Source organism: Nocardioides soli, from assembly GCF_014191495.1.
Taxonomy (GTDB): Bacteria; Actinomycetota; Actinomycetes; order Propionibacteriales; family Nocardioidaceae; genus Nocardioides; species Nocardioides soli.
This window is the reverse complement of record NZ_JACHWR010000005.1, coordinates 167,007-187,871: the sequence shown is the minus strand read 5'-3', so window position 1 is coordinate 187,871 and position 20,865 is coordinate 167,007. Positions and strand designations below refer to the sequence as shown.

Below are 20,865 nucleotides of genomic sequence, written 5' to 3'. Positions count from 1 at the left end.
CCCGGGCGCCGCCCGACGGGTCGTCCGCCTCCGGGTGTGGACACCCCGGAGGCGGACGACCCGGCTCAGGCGGTCGCGGTGATCGTCAGGCCCTCGTCGGACCGGTCGACGGTGACGCTCCCGCCGTCGGCGACCTGTCCACCGATCAGCATCTTCGCCAGCGGGTCGCCGATCGCGGTCTGGATCAGGCGGCGCAGCGGCCGGGCGCCGTACGCCGGGTCGTAGCCGGTGTCGGCCAGCCAGCGCTTCGCCGGGTCGGTGACCGAGATCGTGATCCGCCGGACGGCGAGCCGCTTCTCGAGCAGGGCGAGCTGCAGGTCGACGATGTGGGTGAGCTCCTCGCGGGTCAGCGCCTCGAAGATCACGACGTCGTCGAGCCGGTTGAGGAACTCCGGCTTGAACGACGCGCGCACCGTCGCCAGCACCGACTCGCGCTTCTTCGCGGCGTCGAGCGTGGGGTCGACGAGGAAGTTCGAGCCGAGGTTGCTGGTCAGGATCAGCAGCGTGTTGCGGAAGTCCACGGTGCGGCCCTGACCGTCGGTGAGCCGGCCATCGTCGAGCACCTGGAGCAGGATGTCGAAGACCTCGGGGTGCGCCTTCTCGACCTCGTCGAGCAGCACGACCGAGTACGGCCGACGTCGCACGGCCTCGGTCAGCTGGCCGCCCTCGTCGTACCCGACGTAGCCCGGAGGGGCACCGACGAGACGGGCCACCGAGTGCTTCTCGGAGTACTCGCTCATGTCGATGCGCACGATCGCGCGCTCGTCGTCGAAGAGGAAGTCGGCCAGCGACTTCGCGAGCTCGGTCTTGCCGGTGCCGGTCGGGCCGAGGAAGAGGAACGAGCCCGTGGGCCGGTTGGGGTCGGAGAGCCCGGCCCGGGAGCGGCGTACGGCGTCGCTGACGGCGGTGACCGCGGCCCGCTGACCGATCAGCCGCTCGCCGATGACCTCCTCCATGCGGAGCAGCTTGGCGGTCTCGCCCTCGAGCATCCGGCCGACCGGGATCCCGGTCCAGGCCTCGACGACCTCGGCGACCTGCTCGGCACCGACCTCCTCGCCGACGAGCGGGGCGCTGTCGGTCTCGGCCTTCTCGGCGTCCGCGGCCTCGTGGATCCGGCGCTCGAGCTCGGGGATCCGGCCGTAGAGCAGCTCGCTGGCCTTCTCGTACTCCTGGTCGCGCTGGAGCTTCTCGGCCTCGACGCGGAGCTGGTCGAGCTGGCGGCGCAGCTCGCCCTCGCCCTCGAGCGAGGACTTCTCCCGCTCCCAGCGGGCCTCGAGCCCACGCAGCTGCTCCTCCTGGTCGGCCAGGTCCTGGCGCAGCGCGGCGAGCCGCTCGCGGGAGGCGTCGTCGCTCTCCTTCTCGAGCGCGAACTGCTCCATCTTGAGTCGGTCGACCTGGCGACGCAGCTGGTCGATCTCCTCCGGGGAGGACTCGATCTCCATGCGCAGCCGGGACGCCGCCTCGTCGACGAGGTCGATCGCCTTGTCGGGCAGCTGGCGCCCGGTGATGTAGCGGTCGGAGAGCGTCGCGGCGGCGACCAGGGCGGCGTCGGTGATCCGGACGCCGTGGTGCGCTTCGTACTTCTCCTGGATGCCGCGCAGGATCTGGATGGTGTCCTCGACGCTGGGCTCCCCGACGAAGACCTGCTGGAATCGGCGCTCCAGCGCGGGGTCCTTCTCGATCCGCTCGCGGTACTCGTCGAGCGTGGTCGCACCGATCATGTGCAGCTCGCCGCGGGCCAGCATCGGCTTGAGCATGTTGCCGGCGTCCATCGCGGAGTCGCCGCCGGCGCCCGCGCCGACGACCGTGTGCAGCTCGTCGATGAACGTGATGACCTGTCCCTCGGCCGACTTGATCTCGTCGAGCACGGCCTTGAGCCGCTCCTCGAACTCCCCGCGGTACTTCGCGCCCGCGACCATCGCGGCCAGGTCGAGGCTCAGCACCCGGCGGCCCTTGAGCGAGTCGGGCACGTCGCCGGCGACCACGCGCTGGGCGAGCCCCTCGACGACGGCGGTCTTGCCGACGCCGGGCTCGCCGATCAGGACCGGGTTGTTCTTGGTGCGCCGGCTCAGCACCTGGACGACCCGGCGGATCTCGGCGTCGCGGCCGATGACCGGGTCGAGGCGGCCCTCCTCGGCGGCGGCGGTGAGGTCGACGGAGTACTTCTCGAGCGCTTCGTACGTCGACTCGGCGTCCTCGCTGGTCACCCGGCGGTTACCGCGGACGGCGGTCAGGCCCTCCCGCAGCCCGTCGGCGGTCAGGCCAGCGTCGATCAGCACCCGCTGCGCGGGGCTCTCGACGGTGGCGATCGCGATCAGCAGGTGCTCGGTCGCGACGTACTCGTCGTTGAGGCTGCCCGCGAGGTCGAGCGCGCTCGCCAGCACCCGCGTGAGCGCCGGCGAGCCCTTGGGCGTCTGCACGCTCGCACCGCTGGCGGTCGGCAGGCCGTCGCGGACGGCGACCGCCGCGCGCACCAGGGCGGCGGGGTCGGCACCGGCCTTGCCGACCAGCGACGCGGGGGTGCCGCCCTCCTGGAGCAGCAGCGCCACCAGCAGGTGGACGGGCTCGACAGTGGAGTTGCCCGCGGTGGTCGCCGCGACCTGGGCGGCCTCGATCGCCTCGCGGCTGCGGGTGGTGAACTTCTCGGCGCCGAACTGGCTCATGGGCGTGATTCTCCTGCTGATCTCGTGCCTCGGCCACCGTTTCGTGGCCATTCACTGAAGCAACGTCAACAAACTTGAGTCCATTCCACTCAAGTTCAACCCCAACGGACAATTCTTGTCCGAAGTGGTCTAGACCACCCGTTTTGACTAGTCCGCCCCGGGGCAAGCACCGGGGGTCTCGGGGGAGGACAGCCCTCGGGGCGTCCGATCACCCGAGCGTAGAGAGCCTCCAGCATGAACCTCATCAGTCGCACCGCCACCGCGGTCGTCGCGGCGCTGGCCCTGAGCCTGCCGACCGCCGCCCTCACCTCCGCCCAGGCAGCGCCGTCGAGCGCCGGCCAGGCCGGCGCCACCCAGGCGGCCCAGCACAGCCAGGCCGTGGCCAAGAAGGCCAAGAAGGCCAAGAAGAAGATCAAGCTCAAGCTCCAGCGCTCGCAGTCCTACTCGCACTACGGGCAGGACGGCGTCAAGGTCACGGCGGTCGTCAAGAAGGGCAAGAAGAACGCCAAGGGCAAGGTCACCTTCTCCCTCAACGGCGCCGCGGTCGCGACCAGCAAGCTGAAGAAGGGCAAGGCGTCCTACCGGATGGCCTCGACCAACGCGCCGGGCCAGTACGTCGTCTCGGCGAAGTACAAGAGCAAGAAGAAGTCGACCAAGGTCCGGGTCTACAACTCCGCGATCGCGCTGTCGGGGACCGCGTTCACGATCTCCGCGGCCACCAGCAGCTGGGACCTGCCCGCGCTGACCGGCACCGTCCAGTACAAGGACGCGCCGGCGACCAAGGGCTACGTCGACATCTACCTGAACGGCAACGTCAAGGGCGGCAGCTCCTCGCCCGACTACTGCTGCATGGCGAGCGTCGACGGCGCCGGCAACTTCCAGTTCGCCGGCTCCACCTTCCTCGGCAGGGTGCAGGACAAGGGCCCCGGCACCTACACCTACCAGGCCTTCTACACCGACGGACCGGCCTTCGCCGACTACATCTACTCGACCCCGATCACGGTGACCGTCACCCCCTGATCGAACCCTGCCTGCGCAGCGCGAGGGCCCGCCGACATCGTCGGCGGGCCCTCGTCGTATCTGAGCGTGGCCTCGGAGCGTGGTCTCGGAGCCTCAGCGCCCGCGGCGCCAGACCACCACCGACTGGCCCGGCTCCGGCTGGCGCAGCGCGGGCAGCCGACTCGGCGACGAGTCGGAGGTCCGGGCCACGGCGGCCTGCCGCAGCGCGTCGCGGGCCGCGGCCAGCTCCGCCTGGAGCTCCTCGTTGCGCTGCACGAGCGCGGCGACCCGGTGCTCGAGCTCGAGGATCCGGCGTACCCCCTCGATCCCGATCCCGGAGGAGGTCAGGTCGCTGATCTCGCGCAGCAGCTCGATGTCGCGGTGGGTGTAGCGACGACCGCCGCCGCCGGTGCGCGCCGGGACGATCAGGCCCATCCGCTCGTAGGTGCGCAGGGTCTGCGGGTGCAGTCCGCTCAGCTCGGCCGCCACGCTGATCACGAAGACGGCGGCGTCGGGGCCGGGCGGCTGGAACGGCGGTCGCTTGCCGGCCACGACGTCACGCCTCCTCGAACAGCTTGGTCCGCAGCGGGCGCCCGGCGGTCGCGGACCGGTACGCCTCGACCGCCTCGCGGGCCGGTCCGTCGACGCTCGCGGGCACCTGGACCTCGACGGTCGCGAGCAGGTCGCCCTTGCTGCCGTCGGACTTCGGCGCCCCCCGGCCCCGGACCCGGAAGGTCCGCCCGTTGGGCGTACCGGCCGGCACCTTGAGGGTCACCGGCGTGCCGCCCAGCGTGGGGATCCTGATCTCCGCGCCGAGCGCGAGCTCGTCGAAGGAGACCGGCACGTCGATGGTGAGGTTGTCGTCCTTGCGGCCGAAGAGCCGGTGTGGGGACACCTTCACGGTGACGTAGAGGTCGCCCGCCGCGCCGCCGTTCTCGCCCGGTGCGCCCTTGCCCCGCAGCCGGATCCGCTGGCCGTCCTTGACGCCCGCGGGGATCCGCGCCTGGATGGTGCGCGCCGAGAGGCCGCGACCGCTGCCGTGGCAGGTCGGGCACGCCTCGTCGTAGATGAGCTGACGCCCGCCGCACCTCGGGCAGGTCTCGTTGATCGAGAAGGCGCCGCCCGCGGACGCCACGACGAACCCGGCGCCCTCGCACTCGGGACACACCCGCGGCTTGGTGCCGGGCTTGCCGCCCGTGCCCTTGCAGTCCGGGCAGGCGGAGTCGGCGGTCAGCCGCAGCGACACGGTGACGCCGTCGATGGCGTCGGTGAAGCTGATCGTGGCCGAGGTCTCGACGTCCGCGCCCTTCTGGGCCCGCGAGGCCCGGCGGGCGCGGCCGCCCTGGCGGCCCGCGCCGCCGCCGAACAGGTCGCCGAACATGTCGCCGAAGCCGCCACCGGACCCGCCGGCCCGGTCGCGGAGCAGGTCGTTGAGGTCGAAGCCGCCCTCGCCGCCCGGGAACCCGCCGCCACTGAAGCCGCCGCGGAAGCCGCCGGCGTAGGCCGACCGCATCTCGTCGTACTTCTTGCGCTTCTCGGGGTCGCCGACCACGTCGTAGGCCTCGGCGACCGCCTTGAACTTGTCGTGCTTGGCGGTGTCGCCGGGGTTGGAGTCGGGGTGGTTGGCGCGCGCGAGCTTGCGGTAGGCCTTCTTGATCTGGTCGGCCGTGGCGTCCTTGGCGACGCCGAGCTCCTGGTAGAAGTCCTTCTGCGCCCAGTCGGCCCGGAAGCCGTCAGCGTTGCTCATCGCGCACCTCCCTTCCCTCGTTCCATCCGGTGCTCGGCGCCGTCACGCAGTCGGGCCGCTCGGCGGGTCGACCACCAGCACCTGGGCGGCGCGGACCACCCGGTCGCCGATGCGGTAGCCCGCCTTGGCGACCACCTTGCAGGTGGTGACCTCGACCTCGGGATCCTCCCCGATGTGGCTGAGCGCATCGTGGAACGTCGGGTCGAAGGCGTCGCCCCGCGCGCCGAACTTGGTCAGCCCGACCCCGGAGACCACCCGCTCGAGCTGGTCGGCGACGGCCTTGAAGCCCGGGTCCAGCTCGCCGTGCTCGCGGGCCCGGTCGACGGCGTCGAGCACCTCGACGATCGGCGCGAGTGCGGCGTACGTCGCGTTCTCCTTGACCAGCTCGCGGTCCCGCTCGACGCGGCGCTTGTAGTTGACGAACTCGGCCTGCAGCCGCTGGAGGTCGTTGGTCAGCTCGGCGACCGTGGCCTCGAGGCCGGCGTCCGCCGGCGGTGCCCCTTCCACGCCCTCCTGGTCGGACTCGGTGGGCCGGCCACCGCCGCTCGGGGCGGCACCGGCCGGGCCGCCGGCCGGCGGTGCCTGGTCCACCGTCTCCTCGACGGGTTCGGTGGACTCCTCACCGCCGACCGAACGCTCCTCGGTCACTTGGTCTCGCCCTCCGGGTCCTCGTCGACGATCTCGGCGTCGACGACGTCGTCGTCGGACTCGCCGGTCGAGCCGCCAGCGCCCGCAGTGCCACCGGCGGCGGCCTGGTCGGCCTCGGCCGCGGCGTACATCGCGGCGCCCATCTTCTGGCTGGACTCACCGAGCTTGGTGATGCCCGCCTGGAGCTCCTCCGCGGTGGCGTCGGCGTTCTCGAGGACGGCCTTGAGCGCGTCGACGTCGGCCTGGACCTCGGTCTTCACGTCGTCGGGCAGCTTCTCGGCGTTGTCGGCGAGGAACTTCTCGGTCGTGTAGACGAGCTGGTCGGCCTGGTTGCGGGTCTCGACCGCGGCGCGCCGCTTGGCGTCCTCCTCGGCGTACTGCTCCGCCTCCTTGACCATCCGGTCGATGTCGTCCTTCGACAGCGCGGAGCCGCCGGAGATCGTCATCGACTGCTCCCGCCCGGACGCCTGGTCCTTCGCGGTCACGTGCACGATGCCGTTGGCGTCGATGTCGAAGGTGACCTCGATCTTCGGCACGCCGCGCGGGGCCGGCGGCAGACCGGTCAGCTCGAAGTTGCCGAGCGGCTGGTTCTGCGACCACATCTGGCGCTCGCCCTGGGCGACCTTGATCTCGACCGACGGCTGGTTGTCGTCGGCGGTCGTGAAGATCTCGGACCGCTTGGTCGGGATGGTGGTGTTGCGCTCGATGAGGTTGGTCATCACGCCGCCCTTGGTCTCGATGCCGAGGCTCAGCGGGGTGACGTCGAGGAGCAGCACGTCCTTGACCTCGCCCTTGAGCACGCCGGCCTGGAGCGCGGCGCCGACGGCGACGACCTCGTCGGGGTTGACGCCCTTGTTGGGCTCCTTGCCGCCGAGCAGCTCCTTGACGACCTCGGTCACCGCGGGCATCCGGGTCGAGCCGCCGACGAGCACGACGTGGTCGATCGCGGAGACCGCGACGCCGCCGTCCTTGAGCACCGACTGGAACGGCGCCTTGGTGCGGTCGAGCAGGTCGGCCGTCAGCTTCTGGAACTCGCTGCGGGAGAGCTTCTCCTCGAAGTGCAGCGGGCCGGACTCGCCGTGGGTGATGTACGGCAGGTGGATCGTGGTCTCGGCGGACGAGGACAGCTCGATCTTCGCCTTCTCCGCGGCCTCCTGCAGGCGCTGCTTCGCGATCTTGTCGGCGCCGAGGTCGACACCGTTGTTGTCCTTGAACTTCTTGACCATCCAGTCGACGACGCGGGCGTCCCAGTCGTCACCACCGAGGTGGTTGTCGCCGGACGTCGCCTTGACCTCGATCGTCGCGAAGCCGTCGTCGTCCTTGCCCACCTCGAGCAGGGACACGTCGAAGGTGCCGCCGCCCAGGTCGAAGACGAGGATGGTCTGGTCGCCCTCGCCCTTGTCGAGGCCGTAGGCCAGCGCCGCCGCGGTCGGCTCGTTCACGATGCGCGAGACGTTGAGGCCCGCGATCTCGCCGGCCTCCTTGGTGGCCTGGCGCTGCGCGTCGGAGAAGTACGCCGGGACCGTGATCACCGCGTCGGTGACGGTCTCGCCGAGGTAGGCCTCCGCGTCGCGCTTGAGCTTCTGCAGGACGAACGCGCTGATCTGCTGCGGGGTGAAGGACTTGTCGTCGATCTTGACGTTCCAGTCGGTGCCCATGTGCCGCTTGACGGACCGGATGGTCCGGTCGACGTTGGTCACGGCCTGGCGCTTGGCGACCTCGCCGACCAGCACCTCGCCGGACTTGGCGAAGGCCACCACCGACGGGGTCGTCCGGGCGCCTTCCGCGTTCGCGATGACGGTGGGTTCGCCACCCTCCAGGACGGCGACGACGCTGTTCGTCGTGCCGAGGTCGATGCCGACCGCACGTGCCATTTCTTTCCTACCTCCGGTGTTGGGTCCTGCTACGCGGCCATCGTCCGCCGCCGCAGCGAGTTTGACAAATAAGTTGAGTCTGATCAACTCAACTTTGGTTACTTGTCCCAACGCAAGTGTCGGGCGGGTCATTCCCGCCACCGCCCGACCGCTCGGAGAAGGGTCAGCCGAACAGCAGCGCCCCGGAGGCGACCACCCCGGCGACCACGACCAGGCTGCGCAGCAGGGAGACCGACATCCGCCGGGCGACCCGGGCGCCGACGTACCCGCCGACGATCGAGCTCACCGCGAGCAGTCCCACGACCGCCCAGTCGACGTCGGCGACGACGGTGAAGATCACCGCGGCGACCAGGTTGGAGGCCAGCAGCGAGGCGGTCCGGATGCCGCCGATGACCCGCAGGTCGATGTCGAGCCCGAGCGCGAGCGTGGCGATCATCATCACCCCCGCGCCGGCGCCGAAGTAGCCGCCGTAGACGCCGGTCAGCAGCACGAAGAGGATCGTGACCGGCGACAGCCGGACCCGCGGCGACCCGTCGTGGCCGGCCCGCTCGCGGCGTACGGCCAGCCAGCGCGAGATCCGCGGCTGGGCGCCCACGACCAGGCAGGTCACCAGGATCAGCCACGGGACGATGGCCTCGAAGACACCCGGCGGCAGGGCGAGCAGCAGCGCCGCTCCCACCGCGCCGGCGACCCCGGTCAGGGCGATCACCTGCCGGGTGATCGCCGGCTCGGCGCGCAGCTCCTCGCGGTAGCCGACCGCCCCGCCCAGGCCGCCGGGCACCAGGCCGATGGTGTTGCTCACGTTGGCGGTCACCGGCGGCAGGCCGACGGCGAGCAGGAACGGGAAGCTCAGCAGCGAGGCGACCCCGACGCTCGAGGTGAGGATCCCCGCACCGAAGCCCGCCAGCACCACCAGCGCCTGGTCGACACCGTCCACCGCGATCAGACCCCCGGGCCGTCGGGCGGTCCGGGATCGCCGAGCAGCCCGGCGCAGGCGATGGCCGCCGCGCTCGCGTCGCCGCGGATGATCGCCTCGGCGACCGCGTCCAGCCCGGCGCGCACCTCGACGCCGTCGAGGGGATCGGGGGCGTGCGCGGCGAGCAGGTCGTCGAGGTCCGCGAGCAGCGGCGACTCCGCGAGCCGGCGGATGCAGCGCCAGGTGTGCTCGAACGAGCGGGGCCGCCCGTCGTCGGCGAGCATCGCCAGCCGCAGCGACTGCTGGGGGTTCACTGCCGCCGCCCGGGCGATGCCGGCCAGCATCGCCTCGCGGGCCGCCACCGCCTCGGCCCGGGGACGTGCGGCCACGGCGGAGTCGAACCGGTCGCCGGCCGCCTCGCCCGCCGGCTCGCGCACCAGCGCCCCCACGCCGTGCCGGACCTCGATGCGGCCCCGGGTCTCGAGCGCCGCGAGCGCGCGGGACAGCGTGGCCCGGCTGACCCCGAGCTCGGCGGCGAGCTGACGCTCGGGCGGCAGCCGGTCGCCGCCGACCAGCCCCTGGGCCTCGATGAAGTCGGAGATGTGCGCCGCCAGGCTCTCGTAGAGACGCTCACGACGCAGCGGCGGCAGGCTCGCGCGGGACCCCGGCTCGGACATGCGGCACAGCATAGGGGATGGAGGCTCATTGGACAGGTGGCCTAGCCACTGGTAACAATCACCCCGTTATGACGCGGGTCACGGTCCCGCCTCTGCTGCGGATCGGCCCGCCCGGTCGCCGGAGCCCCTGACTCGGAAAGGGAGCCATGTCCCACGAAATCGTCTCGCTGGCGGTCCTCGCGATCGTCTTCCTCGTCGCCACCCTGCGCGGGGTCAACATGGGTGCCCTCGCCCTGGTGGCCGCCTTCATCGTGGGCCTCGGCGTCTACGACGTCTCCACCGACGACGTCCTGCTCGGCTTCCCGAGCGACCTCTTCGTCATCCTGGTCGGCGTCACCTACCTCTTCGCGCTGGCGAAGAACAACGGCACCGTGGACTGGATCGTGCACGGAGCCGTCCGCGCGGTCGGCGGCCGGGTGGCGCTGGTGCCGTGGGCGATGTTCCTGGTCTGCGCCGTCGTCACCTCGATCGGCGCGGTGAGCCCGGCTGCGGTCGCGATCGTCGCGCCCGTGGCGATGGGGTTCGCGGCTCGCTACCGGATCCACCCCGTGATGATGGGGATGATGGTCGTCCAGGGCGCGACCGCCGGCAGCTTCTCCCCGATCGGCATCTTCGGCTCGATCACCAACGGCGTCGTCGACGACAACGACCTGCCGGGCAACCAGCTGTTCCTCTTCGTCTCCACCTTCCTGGCCGCCACGCTGATCGCACTGGTGACCTACCTGGCCTTCGGCGGCCGCCGGCTGCTGGCCCGCGGTCGCGACGAGGCCGCGCTCGCGCGGATGGGCGCCGAGGCCGAGCAGGCGTCGTACGCCGCCACGCACGGCCGGTCCTCCGGCACCCCGCACTCGGCCGTCGAGGCCCGCCGCACCACCGCCGGCTCCGGGGGCGACGACGACGTCACCCGACTCGACCCGCAGCGCTCACTGACGCTGCTCGGCCTGGTCGCCCTGATGATCGGCGCTCTGGGCTTCGACCTCGACGTGGGCTTCACCGCACTGACGATCGCCGTCGCGCTCACCCTGGTGTTCCCCGCCTCGGCCAAGGGCGCCGTCGAGAAGATCAGCTGGGGCACCGTGCTGCTCATCGGCGGCATCGTCACCTACGTCACGCTCCTCGAGAACCAGGGTGTCGTCGACTGGCTCGGCGACGGCGTCGCCGACGTCGGGGCACCGCTGCTGGCCGCCCTGCTGGTCTGCCTGATCGGCTCCGTGGTCTCCGCGTTCGCGTCCACGACCGGCATCATCGGTGCGCTGATCCCGCTCGCGGTGCCCTTCCTGCTCACCGACCAGGTCAGCGCGGTCGGGCTGATCGCGGCGCTCGCGATCTCGAGCTCGGTGGTGGACTGCAGCCCGTTCTCGACCAACGGCGCGCTGGTCGTCGCCAACGCCGACGCCGACCAGCGCGAGATGGTCTTCAAGCGGCTCATGCAGTGGGGCATGTCGATCGTGGTGATCGCGCCGGTCGTCGCCTGGGCGGTGCTGGTGATCCCGACCGCCTGAGTCCCCGGACCTCGCGGCCGGGTCAGCCGACGAACTTCCGCACCAGGCCGACCCGGCGCAGCGTGGCCACCTCGTCGCGAGGGAACCACCGCGCCTCGTCGGTGGTGCCGTCCACCTCGGCGGTCAGCTCGCCACCGACGATGCGGGCCTCGTAGACCACCCGAACCCCCTTGTGCCAGCGATCGGTCCGGGTGATCCGGTCGTGCGGCGCGATCACCATGGTGTCGACGCCGAGCAGCCGGCCGGGCTCGACGTCGTACCCGGTCTCCTCGCGCACCTCACGCACCACGCCGTCCAGGAGCGCCTCGTGCAGGTCGACGCCGCCGCCCGGGAGCGTCCACAGCGGCTCGTCAGGCTCGTTCCACAGCGCCAGCAGCACGCGGTCACGGTCGTCGACCACCACGGCGTACGCCGCGAGCCGGGTGTCGTACTCGGTGAACTCGGGAGACTCCATGGTCCCGATCCTGCCCTGGGGGATGCTCGCCCCCCTCGTGGGGGATGGAAGAGTCATGCGCGTTCCGACCGTCACCCTCAACGACCAGACCACCACCCAGCACCCGACCCGCCGCATCCGCCGACACAGCGGGGTTTCGAGACGGTTGCTAGCGCAACCTCCTCAACCACCGTCGCCGGGACCACGGTGGTTGAGGAAGGCGCGCTAGCGCCTGTCTCGAAACCACCCGTCGGGACGCCGAGCTGTGGTCGGGACCGGGTCGCGTTGGTCGTGGTGGTTTCGAGACGGTTGCTAGCGCAACCTCCACAACCACCGTCGCCGGGGGTCACGGTGGTTGAGGAAGGCGCGCTGGCGCCTGTCTCGAAACCACCCGCGCCGGGACACGGTGGTTGAGGTGCGAGGGCCGCCAGGCCCGAGCCTCGAAACCACCCTCCACAGGACATCGATCCGGGTGTGGACGAGCGCGCTGGATCGTGACCTGTTCGTGACCCAAACCCCTGTGGAACAAGGGGATCCAGGGACCTTGAGTGTCGGTGGCGGGTGCTTGAGTAGGTGGCATGACAGCACAGGCCACACCGCGACACCAGGTGTCAACGACGACCGCGCAGATGCGCGATCTCGCCGACTCGGTGGCCGATGCGTCGGTGTGGTCCATGGACGCCGCCGAGGCCGGGGCCACGCTGGTCGAGCTGACCCGGCTGGCGGCGCAGGTCGCCGAGCTGCAGGCCCGGGTGGCCGCGCACGCCGACACCATCCATGTGGGCCAGGACGTGGGTGCGTCCAGTGCGGCGAACTGGCTGGCCCACACCACCAAGACCACCCGGGCGGCCGCGTACGGCGCGGTGCGGCTCGGCCACGACCTCGAGCAACACCCGTCCACCCGGGAGGCGCTGGCGGCCGGGGAGATCGACGTCGAGCAGGCCCGGGTCGTCATCCGGTGGGTCGACCGACTCCCCACCGACCTCGGCCCCGAGACCCTCGCCAACGCCGAGGCGCACCTGCTCGCCGAGGCCCGCCACCACGACGCCAAGGCGCTCGGTCGGCTGGGTCGGCGGCTGTGGGAGGTCATCGCCCCCGAGGAGGCCGACGCCCACGAAGCCGACATCCTGCAACGGCAGGAGGCGGCCGCACTGCGGGCCTGCTCGCTCACGATGGCCGACGACGGGGACGGCACCACCCGGGGCCGGTTCGTGCTGCCGACCTACCACGCCGCCGCCCTCAAGAAGATCCTGATGGCGCTCGCCGCACCCAAGCACCTGGCGGCCACCCAAGGCCCCGGCATCGAACGCCGACCCGGACCCGAAGCACTCGGCCGGGCGCTGTGCGAGCTGATCGAGCGCTACCCGGTCGACCGACTCCCGACCACCGGCGGGGTCAACGCCACGCTGCTGGTGGTCATCGACGAAGACACCCTCACCGGGCGGCTGGAGAAGGCCGGCGTCCTCGACACCGGCGACCAGATCAGCCCCGCCATGGCACGGCGGCTGGCGTGCGAGGCCGGGATCATCCCCGCCGTCCTCGGCAGTGCCTCGGTCCCGCTCGACCTCGGGAGACGGAGCCGGTACCACACCGAGCACCAGCGCATCGCCATGTTCCTGCGCGACCGCGGTTGCCGCGCCGAGGGCTGCGACCGCACGGCCGGCCTCCACGCCCACCACCAACAGCACTGGACCGACGGCGGCCACACCAACCTCACCGACAGCGCCTCCCTCTGCGCCTGGCACCACAACACCCTCATCCACGACCCCACCTACGACACGACATACCTCCCCACCGGCAAGAACCGATTCCACCGACGCACGTGAGGGCCACTGGATCGCGGAACTCGAACCGGGCTCGTCCGGATCACCGGTGCCGCGGCACGCTGACGGGCGTTGGTGGTTTCGAGGGCCTCGGGCCTGGCGGCCTCACACCTCAACCACCGGCGTGCAGGATCCTCCGCGCTCAGGCGTCGAGGGCCCGGCCCCACTTCTCGAGGAGCTGGGCGAGTCGGGTCCGCTCCGCCCCGTCGAGCATCGCGACCAGGCGGTGCTCGTTGGCCATGTGGGCGCCGAACGCCTCGTCGATCAGCGCCACGCCCGCCGGGGTGAGCGCGACCATCCGGCCCCGGGCGTCGCTGTCGCTGACCCGGCGGGTCACCCAGCCCTGCTCGACGCAGCGGTCGACCCGCTTGGTCACCGCGCCCGACGAGACCATCGTCTGGGTGGCGAGCTCACCGGGCGTGAGCTCGTACGGCGCACCCGAGCGGCGCAGCGTGGCGAGCACGTCGAACTCGCCCTCGCCCAGCCCGAAGCGCCCGTAGACCGTGACCAGCTCGTCCGTGAGCCGGGCCGCGAGCCGGTGCAGCCGGCCGATGACGCCCTGCGGGGTGACGTCGAGGTCGGGCCGCTCCCGGGTCCACTGGGCGACGATCCGGCCGACGTGGTCGAGCTCGGGCTGGTCCACCGGGGTCAGGCCCCGAGGCCGCCGTCGAGCTGCCGCGAGCGCTCGATGTCGGCGGAGTGCTCGTCCCGGATCACCACGACCGGGCAGGCGGCGTGCCGCACGCACTGGTCGCTCACCGAGCCGAGGGCGAGGCCCCGGAAGCCGCCCAGCCCGCGGGCGCCGACGACCAGCAGGTCGGCGTCGCGGGAGGCCTCGACCAGGCCGTTCGCGGGTGCGCCGCGGTAGCCCTCGAAGGTGACGTCGACGTCGACCCCGCGCTCGGCGACCACCCGGGCACCGTCGCGCTCGAGCTCGGCGACGACGGCCGCCTCGAACTCCTCGATCGGCGGGATGTAGCCACCGCTCATCGAGGCGGGCCGCGGTGCGGTCGAGATCGACCAGCCGCGGATCACCCGGACGTCGGCGCCGACGCTCCCGGCGTAGTCGAGCGCCCAAGCCAGGGCCAGGTCGCTGGTGGACGAGCCGTCATGGCCCACGATCACGGTGCGCTCAGCTGCCATGGACTGGAATATATCTCACCCGGAAACTATTATGTCTTCCATGGAAAGTAACTGGCGCGTCCTCGGGCTCGCGGCGATCGCCCCCATCGCCTGGGGGTCCGGCTACTACGTGACCGAGACCTTCCTGCCACCGGACCGCCCGCTCTTCGGCGCGATGATGCGGGCGCTGCCCTTCGGACTGCTCCTGCTCGCCTTCCGCCCGCACCTCCCGACCGGGGTGTGGTGGTGGCGCAGCCTGGTGCTCGGCACGCTCAACATCGGCGCCTTCTTCGCGCTGATCTTCGTCGCGGCCTATCGGCTCCCCGGCGGCATGGCCGCCACACTCACCGCCACCGCGCCGATCATGATCATGCTGGTCGCGTGGCTGCTGGTGGGCGAGCGACCGCGCCTCGCCTCGCTCGGCGGCGCGGCGGTCGGAGTCGTCGGGGTCGCCCTGCTCGTGCTGCGCGCGGACTTCGCGGTCGACCCGATCGGCGTCGCCGCATCGTTCGGCGCCGTCGCCATGTCGTCGCTGGGCTTCGTGCTGATCAAGCGCTGGACGCCGCCGGTGGACCTGCTGACCTTCACCGCCTGGCAGCTGGTCGCCGGCGGTCTGGTGCTGCTGCCGGTCGCCATCCTCGTCGAGGGCACCCCGCCACCGATGGACCTGCCCGCGATCGGCGGCTTCCTCTACCTAGGCCTGGTGGGCACCGTCGTGGCCTACGTCGTGTGGTTCCGCGGCCTGCGCCGGCTGCCCGCGGCCGCCGTCTCGCTGGTCGGCCTGCTCAACCCGGTCGCCGGCACGGTCATCGGCGTCGCGCTCGCGCGTGAGGCATTCGGCACCGCCCAGGCGCTCGGACTGCTGCTGGTGCTCGCCGGCATCCTGGCCGGCCAGCCGGCCGTGCTCGACCGGTTCCGCCGGCGTACGGCCCCGGTCGAAACCCTCTCCGAAGCGGCACCCGAGGCGGCATTCGCCTGCCGGTGACGGCTCAGCCGGTGATCGTCACCCGCACCTCGCCCGACTTCAGGCCGGAGTCGGAGTCGACGACGCGGAACCGGTTCACCCCCGGCAGGCTGGCCTGCACCGGGATCTGGAACTGCTCGCCGGCGACCGAGCCGGTGGCCGGGAAGTCCACCCAGCCGCCGCCCTCGAAGCGCTGCACGGTGAGGATCGCGCCCTCCCCCTGGGGATAGACGCCGGTGAGCTCGAACTGCTGCATCGGGGACACCTCGGTCACCGACGCCGACAGCGTGATCTCGCGCTCGGGCGACTCGCTCGGCGACTCCGACGGGGAGACATCCGAGTTCGAGGGCCCGACGCCGGGAGCGAGGGTGATCTGGGGGTCGCTCGAGGCGGTGGTCTTCACCGGCGTCGGCAGGTACATCGTGGCGTGGCCGTCCACGCCGGACTCCTCCGAACCGCCGCCCAGGCCGAGCACCTTGGTGCCGGCGAACACCACGAGGCCGAGGACCAGGCCGACGACGACGCCGACGCCGACCAGGGCGATCAGCCCGGCAGCGATCGGGTGCTCCTCGAGCGGTCGCTCCGGCAGTCGCTCCGGCACGTGGTCTCCTCCCGGAAGGTGTGCTGTCCTCCCCATTCTCCGGGAGCGGCACAACCCGACCAAGCGGGGGCCTCGGCCCCGCTCAGATCCCGCGCTTCCAGACGATCTCCTCGTGCAGCTTGCGGCTGCGCCAGCCGTCGGCGGTGCGCTCCAGCGTGTGGTGGTAGAGCCCGCCGAACTCGGCGACCTTCTCACCGCGGCCGTCGGCGTCCCCCGTGCCGGGCAGCGGCATCGGGTTGTGGAAGTACGCCGTCGCCAGCGCCTGGTCGCCCGGACTCCCCTCGCCCGCCTGCTCCGGGAAGCTGATCGCGACCTGCGCGAGCGTGTGCATCCGCTTGGGGAAGAACGCCGGCAGCACCTCGGCCAGCCAGGCCTTCACGGCGGGGTAGGTGTCGGCGATCCCGCCCGACTCGGTGTAGTCGATCTCGGCATCGGAAGTGAAGACGGTGTCGAGCACGTCCCACTCGCCGGCGTCGATGGCACGGGTGTAGCGGATGAGCACGCCCTCGATCTCGAGGCGGTCGCTGATCTCCTGAAGGTCCACGACTGAACTCTGGCACGAAATTGGAACACGTTCTAGTGTGTGCTCATGCGATTCAGCTACGCGGAGGCGATGACCCGCGCGGAGTACTACGCGCCCCTGGCCCAGGCCGCCGAGGCCGCGGGCTACACCAGCATGACCGTGGCCGACAGCCTGATCTATCCGAAGGACTCCGACTCGAAGTACCCCTACACCGACACCGGGGACCGCGAGTTCCTCGAGGGCAAGGAGTTCATCGAGACCATGGTGCTGTGCGCACACCTGTTCGCGCACACGACGACGCTGCGGCTCACGCCGTTCGTGCTCAAGCTCCCGATCCGGCCGCCGGTGCTGGTCGCCAAGCAGGCGTCGTCGCTGGCGTTCCTGTCGGGCAACCGGCTCGGACTCGGCGTGGGCATCTCGCCGTGGCCCGAGGACTTCGACGCGCTCGGCGTCTCGTGGGACAAGCGCGGCAAGCGCATGGACGAGTGCATGGACATCCTGCGCGGGCTGACGGGCGGCGAGTTCTTCGAGTACCACGGCGACTTCTACGACGTCGACGCCCTCAAGCTGTGCCCGGCCGCACCGGAGCCGGTGCCCCTGCTGGTCGGCGGCCATGCCGACGCCGCGCTGCGCCGCGCCGTACGCAAGGGCGACGGCTGGATGCACGCCGGCGGCGACGGCGAGGAGCTGGACCGGCTGCTGACCCGCCTCGCCGAGATCCGCCGGGAGGAGGGCGACACCCGCGACGACTTCGAAGTGCACGTGATCTCCTACGACGCCTACACCCTCGACGGCATCAAGCGCCTGGAGGACCAGGGCGTCACCGACTGCATCGTCGGCTTCCGGATGCCCTACATCAAGGGCCCCGACACCGAGCCACTCGAGAAGAAGGTCGAGCACCTCGAGCGGTACGCCGAGAGCATCATCGCCAAGGTGGACCGATGACAACAGCCACGCGCCCGAGCCGAGTCGGCGCCAGTTTCCAGAGGAGCGAAGCGGGGGCGGAAACTGGCGCCGACTCGGCGATCGTCCTACGGTCCGCCGGCGGCCTGCGGACCCTGACCCACGGGGGTTTGGGGCAATGAGCAGCGCAAGCCTGGATCTGACCAAGGTCCTCCAGGACGCGATCGCGGAGGCCGAGGAGCTGGTCGCGAACGCGCCGTTCATCAGGACCGAGCAGGACCGACTGGAAGGCTACGACTACCTCGCCGGGCGGATCCGGATGGCCATGCAGATGGCCTTCGACCACGACCTCGACCGGCCGCTGTTCATCAACCCCACCCACCAATTCTCCCGGCAGGCCCTGGACAACCCCGACGCGATCTACTTCAACGCCTACGTCAAGGAGGGCGTCGAGTACGTCGTGCGCGGCCGCCGCGGCACGAGCGCCGACCTGTCCTTCCAGGTGATGGGCGGGTCCTACTCCGCCGACTCGGCGGCGTCGTCGCTGATGGCGTTCGACGACCGGGAGCTCGACATCGCGGCCGACGGCAGCTTCGAGTTCCGCTACGTCGCCGAGCCGGGCGCGAAGACGCTGATCGTGCGCGAGGTCTTCAACGACTGGGACACCGAGGAGCGCGGGCTGCTCACGATCGAGCGGGTCGACACCCTCGGCCGGCCCGCGAGGCCGCTGGAGCGGAACCGGCTCGCCAAGCGCTACGAGGTGGCGGCGCGCAGCCTGGTCGGCTCCATCCAGGCCTGGTTCGCGTTCCCGCACTTCTTCCAGTACCAGGAACCGGCCAACCGGCCGACCGCCCCGCAGTCGACGCCCGGCGGGCTGTCGTCGCAGCGGTCCTCGATCGGCCACTACGACCTGGCCGAGGACCAGGCACTGGTGATCACCGTGCCGGAGTGCTCCGACTGCGCCTACCAGGCGATCCAGATCGGCTCGGACTGGTACGCCTCCACCGACTACGAGACCCACCAGACCTCGCTCACCAAGGCGCAGGCGGTCACCGACCCCGACGGCATGATGCGATTCGTGATCTCGGAGACGCCGCCCGGCGGCACGCCGATCGCGAACTGGCTCGAGACCACGGGCCACCGCACCGGAGCGCTCATGCTGCGCTGGCAGCGCCTCGAGCGCGACCTCGGTCCCGCGGACGGCCCGGTGGCCGAGGTGATGCCGCTCGCCGACGTACCCACCCGACTCCCGCACTTCACCCCCCTCACCGCCGAGGAGTACGCCGCGCGGATCACCGCCCGGCAGCGCTCCGTTGCCCGAAGGATGCTGAGTTGACCCAGAACTCGACCGAGCTTGGCTACGCCCAGGCCCACGACACCTCGATCGAGGAGCGCTACCAGCCCGTCCCGCTGCTGAAGGACAAGGTGATCGTGCTGTCCGGGGTCGGTCCCGGACTCGGCCGCGCGCTCGGCGAGGAGGCGGCCAGGCTCGGCGCCGACCTCGTGCTCGCGAGCCGCACCGCCTCGCGCCTGGAGAAGATGGCGTCGGTGGTCGAGTCGCTCGGCCGGCGCGCCGTCGTCGTCCCCACCGACATCACCGACGAGGCGTCCCGCGCGGCGCTGGTGGAGAAGTCGCTCGAGGCGTTCGGCAGGGTCGACTGCCTGCTGAACAACGCGTTCGCGATCCCGCCGATGGACCCCATCACCCAGATCAAGCCCGAGGACCTGGCCCGGGCCAACGAGACCAACGTGTTCGCGCCGCTGCGGCTCTCGGCACTGTTCGCCGACGCACTGTCCGCGTCGAAGGGCTCGATCATCATGCTCAACTCGTGCGTCTCCTTCTCCTCGCAGCCGGAGTACGCCGGCTACAAGCTGTCCAAGGGCGCACTGGAGCACCTCGCCTCGTCGCTGGCCACCGAGCTCGGCCCGCGCGGGATCCGGGTCAACAGCGTGGCGCCGTCGTACATCTACGAGGACGTCAACCGCGGCTACTTCGACTTCCTCGCGGCGGTCGAGGGCACCACGCACGAGGAGGTGTACGCCGCGAAGGCCGCGCCCACCGATCTCAAGCGGCTGGCCTCGGCGCAGGAGGTCGCCCGCGCGACGCTCTTCCTGGCCAGCGACCTCGCCTCGGCGGTCACCGGCCAGATGCTCACCGTCGACTGCGGCGAGTTCCACGACTGACGACCACCGTGGACGTCATACGGACAGTGTGTCCCCCTCCACCGTCCGCATGACGTCCCGAGGAGGGGCACCGATGAGCGACAACATCATGACCCGGGAGCGCCCGGACGTCGGCAGCTACGACGACATCGTCGCGGCCGCCGTCCGGACCACCGGCATGGACGACTTCGGGAGCGGCGAGCACGAGGACGGGCTGCGGGTCCTCGTCGACGACCTGTCGTCGCCGGAGGCCGGGCTCACGCCGCGCGGCAACTACTTCCAGCGCTCGGAGGTGAAGAGCGCCCTCGTCGGCGTACTGCTCACCCAGGCGCAGTTCGCGGCCCACCCGGAGCACCGCGACGTGCCCATCGAACGGCCGATCTTCGTGACGGGCCTGCCGCGCACCGGTACCACCGCGCTGCACCGGCTGCTGCACGCCGACCCGATGGCGCAGGGCCTGGAGATGTGGCTGACGCAGTACCCCCAGCCACGGCCGTCCCGGGAGACCTGGGAGCAGGACCCGATCTTCCTGGCCATGCAGCAGGCGTTCTCGGCGCACCACGTCGAGAGCCCGGAGTACATGGGCATCCACTACATGGACGCGACCACGGTCGAGGAGTGCTGGCGGCTGCTGCGGCAGACCGGCAAGTCCAACTCCTACGAGTCGCTCGCGAACGTGCCGCGCTACACGTCGTGGCTGCAGCAGCAGGACTGGACGGACGCCTACACCCGGCACAGGCAGAACCTCCAGCTGGTCGGGCTCAACGACCCCGAGAAGCGCTGGGTGCTCAAGAACCCGTCGCACATGACCGCGCTCGACGCGCTGATGACCGCCTACCCCGACGCGCTGGTCGTCTACACGCACCGCGACCCGGTCGTGTGCATCGCGTCGTCGTGCTCGCTCTCGGCCGAGACGACCGCCGGCCACAGCACGACGTTCATCGGCCGCACCATCGGCGAGACCCAGCTGGACCTCTGGTCGCGGGGCTACCACGCCTTCCACGACGCGCGGTCGCGCTACCCCTCGGACCAGTTCGTCGACGTGTCCTTCTCCGACCTGCGGGCCGACCCGCTCGGCGTCACGCGCGGCGTCTACGAGGCGTTCGACCTCGACTGGACCCCGGACGCCCGGACCGCCATCGAGGAGATCGACCGCGAGGCGAGATCGGGCAAGGCCGCGCCGTCGCACTCCTACCGACTCGAGGACTACGGACTGACCGAGGCCGAGGTCCGCGCGGCGTTCGATCGCTAGCAATTCTGGATAGTCCGTCACGTTCCGGTTGCCTCGAGCGCGCATCGGCAACCGA

General features: G+C 71.2%; 20 protein-coding genes. 8 read left to right on the top strand and 12 right to left on the bottom strand.

Annotated elements, in window-relative coordinates:
• Window positions 1-65: 65 nt before the first annotated feature.
• Window positions 66-2,663: an ATP-dependent chaperone ClpB gene (gene clpB / locus FHU40_RS25110; RefSeq protein ID WP_183595244.1), complete on the bottom strand. Its 2,598-nt coding sequence runs from the start codon at window positions 2,661-2,663 to the stop codon at window positions 66-68.
• A gap of 234 nt (window positions 2,664-2,897) precedes the next feature.
• On the opposite strand from clpB, the gene FHU40_RS25105 reads away from it, so the two are divergent.
• The gene (locus FHU40_RS25105) at window positions 2,898-3,683 is read left to right on the top strand and encodes an Ig-like domain repeat protein (protein WP_183595243.1); all 786 of its coding nucleotides are present in this window, start codon (window positions 2,898-2,900) and stop codon (window positions 3,681-3,683) included.
• Between the two features lie 93 nt (window positions 3,684-3,776).
• Here the strand turns inward: FHU40_RS25105 and FHU40_RS25100 are convergent, their stop codons facing one another.
• The 6 genes from FHU40_RS25100 to FHU40_RS25075 all read right to left on the bottom strand — a co-directional run bounded on the left by FHU40_RS25100 (window position 3,777) and on the right by FHU40_RS25075 (window position 9,524).
• Window positions 3,777-4,214, bottom strand: coding sequence for a heat shock protein transcriptional repressor HspR (locus FHU40_RS25100; RefSeq protein ID WP_183595242.1), 438 nt, complete (start codon window positions 4,212-4,214; stop codon window positions 3,777-3,779).
• A gap of 4 nt (window positions 4,215-4,218) precedes the next feature.
• The gene (gene dnaJ, locus FHU40_RS25095; protein WP_183595241.1) at window positions 4,219-5,409 is read right to left on the bottom strand and encodes a molecular chaperone DnaJ; all 1,191 of its coding nucleotides are present in this window, start codon (window positions 5,407-5,409) and stop codon (window positions 4,219-4,221) included.
• 42 nt (window positions 5,410-5,451) lie between these two features.
• Complete coding sequence (grpE, locus tag FHU40_RS25090) at window positions 5,452-6,057, bottom strand: nucleotide exchange factor GrpE (protein ID WP_343058048.1); 606 nt, start codon at window positions 6,055-6,057, stop codon at window positions 5,452-5,454.
• Entirely contained in the window at window positions 6,054-7,931 is a 1,878-nt protein-coding gene (gene dnaK, locus FHU40_RS25085) for a molecular chaperone DnaK (RefSeq protein WP_183595240.1), read from the bottom strand. The genes grpE and dnaK overlap by 4 nt, the downstream gene beginning before the upstream one ends.
• A gap of 163 nt (window positions 7,932-8,094) precedes the next feature.
• A complete protein-coding gene (locus FHU40_RS25080; protein WP_183595239.1) occupies window positions 8,095-8,868 on the bottom strand; it encodes a TSUP family transporter in 774 nt (257 codons plus the stop codon).
• Window positions 8,869-8,873: 5 nt separating this feature from the next.
• Entirely contained in the window at window positions 8,874-9,524 is a 651-nt protein-coding gene (locus tag FHU40_RS25075) for a FadR/GntR family transcriptional regulator (RefSeq protein ID WP_246391530.1), read from the bottom strand.
• A 146-nt stretch (window positions 9,525-9,670) separates the two neighbouring features.
• On the opposite strand from FHU40_RS25075, the gene FHU40_RS25070 reads away from it, so the two are divergent.
• A complete protein-coding gene (locus tag FHU40_RS25070; protein ID WP_183595237.1) occupies window positions 9,671-11,026 on the top strand; it encodes an SLC13 family permease in 1,356 nt (451 codons plus the stop codon).
• A 22-nt stretch (window positions 11,027-11,048) separates the two neighbouring features.
• Here FHU40_RS25070 and FHU40_RS25065 read toward each other — a convergent pair whose 3' ends face one another.
• A complete protein-coding gene (locus tag FHU40_RS25065) occupies window positions 11,049-11,480 on the bottom strand; it encodes an NUDIX hydrolase (protein WP_183595236.1) in 432 nt (143 codons plus the stop codon).
• A 608-nt stretch (window positions 11,481-12,088) separates the two neighbouring features.
• Here FHU40_RS25065 and FHU40_RS25060 point away from each other — a divergent pair.
• Entirely contained in the window at window positions 12,089-13,285 is a 1,197-nt protein-coding gene (locus FHU40_RS25060; RefSeq protein WP_246391529.1) for a DUF222 domain-containing protein, read from the top strand.
• 139 nt (window positions 13,286-13,424) lie between these two features.
• Here FHU40_RS25060 and FHU40_RS28665 read toward each other — a convergent pair whose 3' ends face one another.
• Together FHU40_RS28665 and FHU40_RS25050 are read right to left on the bottom strand one after the other, a co-directional pair.
• Window positions 13,425-13,925 (bottom strand): MarR family winged helix-turn-helix transcriptional regulator, encoded by a 501-nt coding sequence (locus FHU40_RS28665; RefSeq protein WP_183595234.1) that lies wholly within the window; start codon window positions 13,923-13,925, stop codon window positions 13,425-13,427.
• Window positions 13,926-13,930: 5 nt separating this feature from the next.
• On the bottom strand, window positions 13,931-14,425 hold the full coding sequence (locus tag FHU40_RS25050) for a universal stress protein (RefSeq protein WP_183595233.1): 495 nt from the start codon (window positions 14,423-14,425) through the stop codon (window positions 13,931-13,933).
• A 40-nt stretch (window positions 14,426-14,465) separates the two neighbouring features.
• On the opposite strand from FHU40_RS25050, the gene FHU40_RS25045 reads away from it, so the two are divergent.
• The gene (locus tag FHU40_RS25045; RefSeq protein ID WP_183595232.1) at window positions 14,466-15,389 is read left to right on the top strand and encodes an EamA family transporter; all 924 of its coding nucleotides are present in this window, start codon (window positions 14,466-14,468) and stop codon (window positions 15,387-15,389) included.
• Between the two features lie 4 nt (window positions 15,390-15,393).
• On the opposite strand, the gene FHU40_RS25040 is transcribed toward FHU40_RS25045, so the two are convergent.
• Together FHU40_RS25040 and FHU40_RS25035 are read right to left on the bottom strand one after the other, a co-directional pair.
• The gene (locus FHU40_RS25040) at window positions 15,394-15,969 is read right to left on the bottom strand and encodes a hypothetical protein (protein ID WP_183595231.1); all 576 of its coding nucleotides are present in this window, start codon (window positions 15,967-15,969) and stop codon (window positions 15,394-15,396) included.
• Window positions 15,970-16,051: 82 nt separating this feature from the next.
• On the bottom strand, window positions 16,052-16,513 hold the full coding sequence (locus tag FHU40_RS25035) for a nuclear transport factor 2 family protein (RefSeq protein WP_183595230.1): 462 nt from the start codon (window positions 16,511-16,513) through the stop codon (window positions 16,052-16,054).
• Window positions 16,514-16,558: 45 nt separating this feature from the next.
• On the opposite strand from FHU40_RS25035, the gene FHU40_RS25030 reads away from it, so the two are divergent.
• From FHU40_RS25030 to FHU40_RS25015, 4 genes are all read left to right on the top strand, one after another.
• Window positions 16,559-17,437 (top strand): TIGR03619 family F420-dependent LLM class oxidoreductase, encoded by an 879-nt coding sequence (locus tag FHU40_RS25030; protein WP_183595229.1) that lies wholly within the window; start codon window positions 16,559-16,561, stop codon window positions 17,435-17,437.
• A gap of 136 nt (window positions 17,438-17,573) precedes the next feature.
• Entirely contained in the window at window positions 17,574-18,731 is a 1,158-nt protein-coding gene (locus tag FHU40_RS25025) for a hypothetical protein (RefSeq protein ID WP_183595228.1), read from the top strand.
• Window positions 18,728-19,579 (top strand): SDR family oxidoreductase, encoded by an 852-nt coding sequence (locus FHU40_RS25020; protein WP_221200272.1) that lies wholly within the window; start codon window positions 18,728-18,730, stop codon window positions 19,577-19,579. Before FHU40_RS25025 ends, FHU40_RS25020 begins: the two co-directional genes overlap by 4 nt.
• A 73-nt stretch (window positions 19,580-19,652) precedes the next feature.
• Window positions 19,653-20,810: a sulfotransferase family protein gene (locus FHU40_RS25015; RefSeq protein ID WP_246391528.1), complete on the top strand. Its 1,158-nt coding sequence runs from the start codon at window positions 19,653-19,655 to the stop codon at window positions 20,808-20,810.
• Window positions 20,811-20,865: the final 55 nt, after the last annotated feature.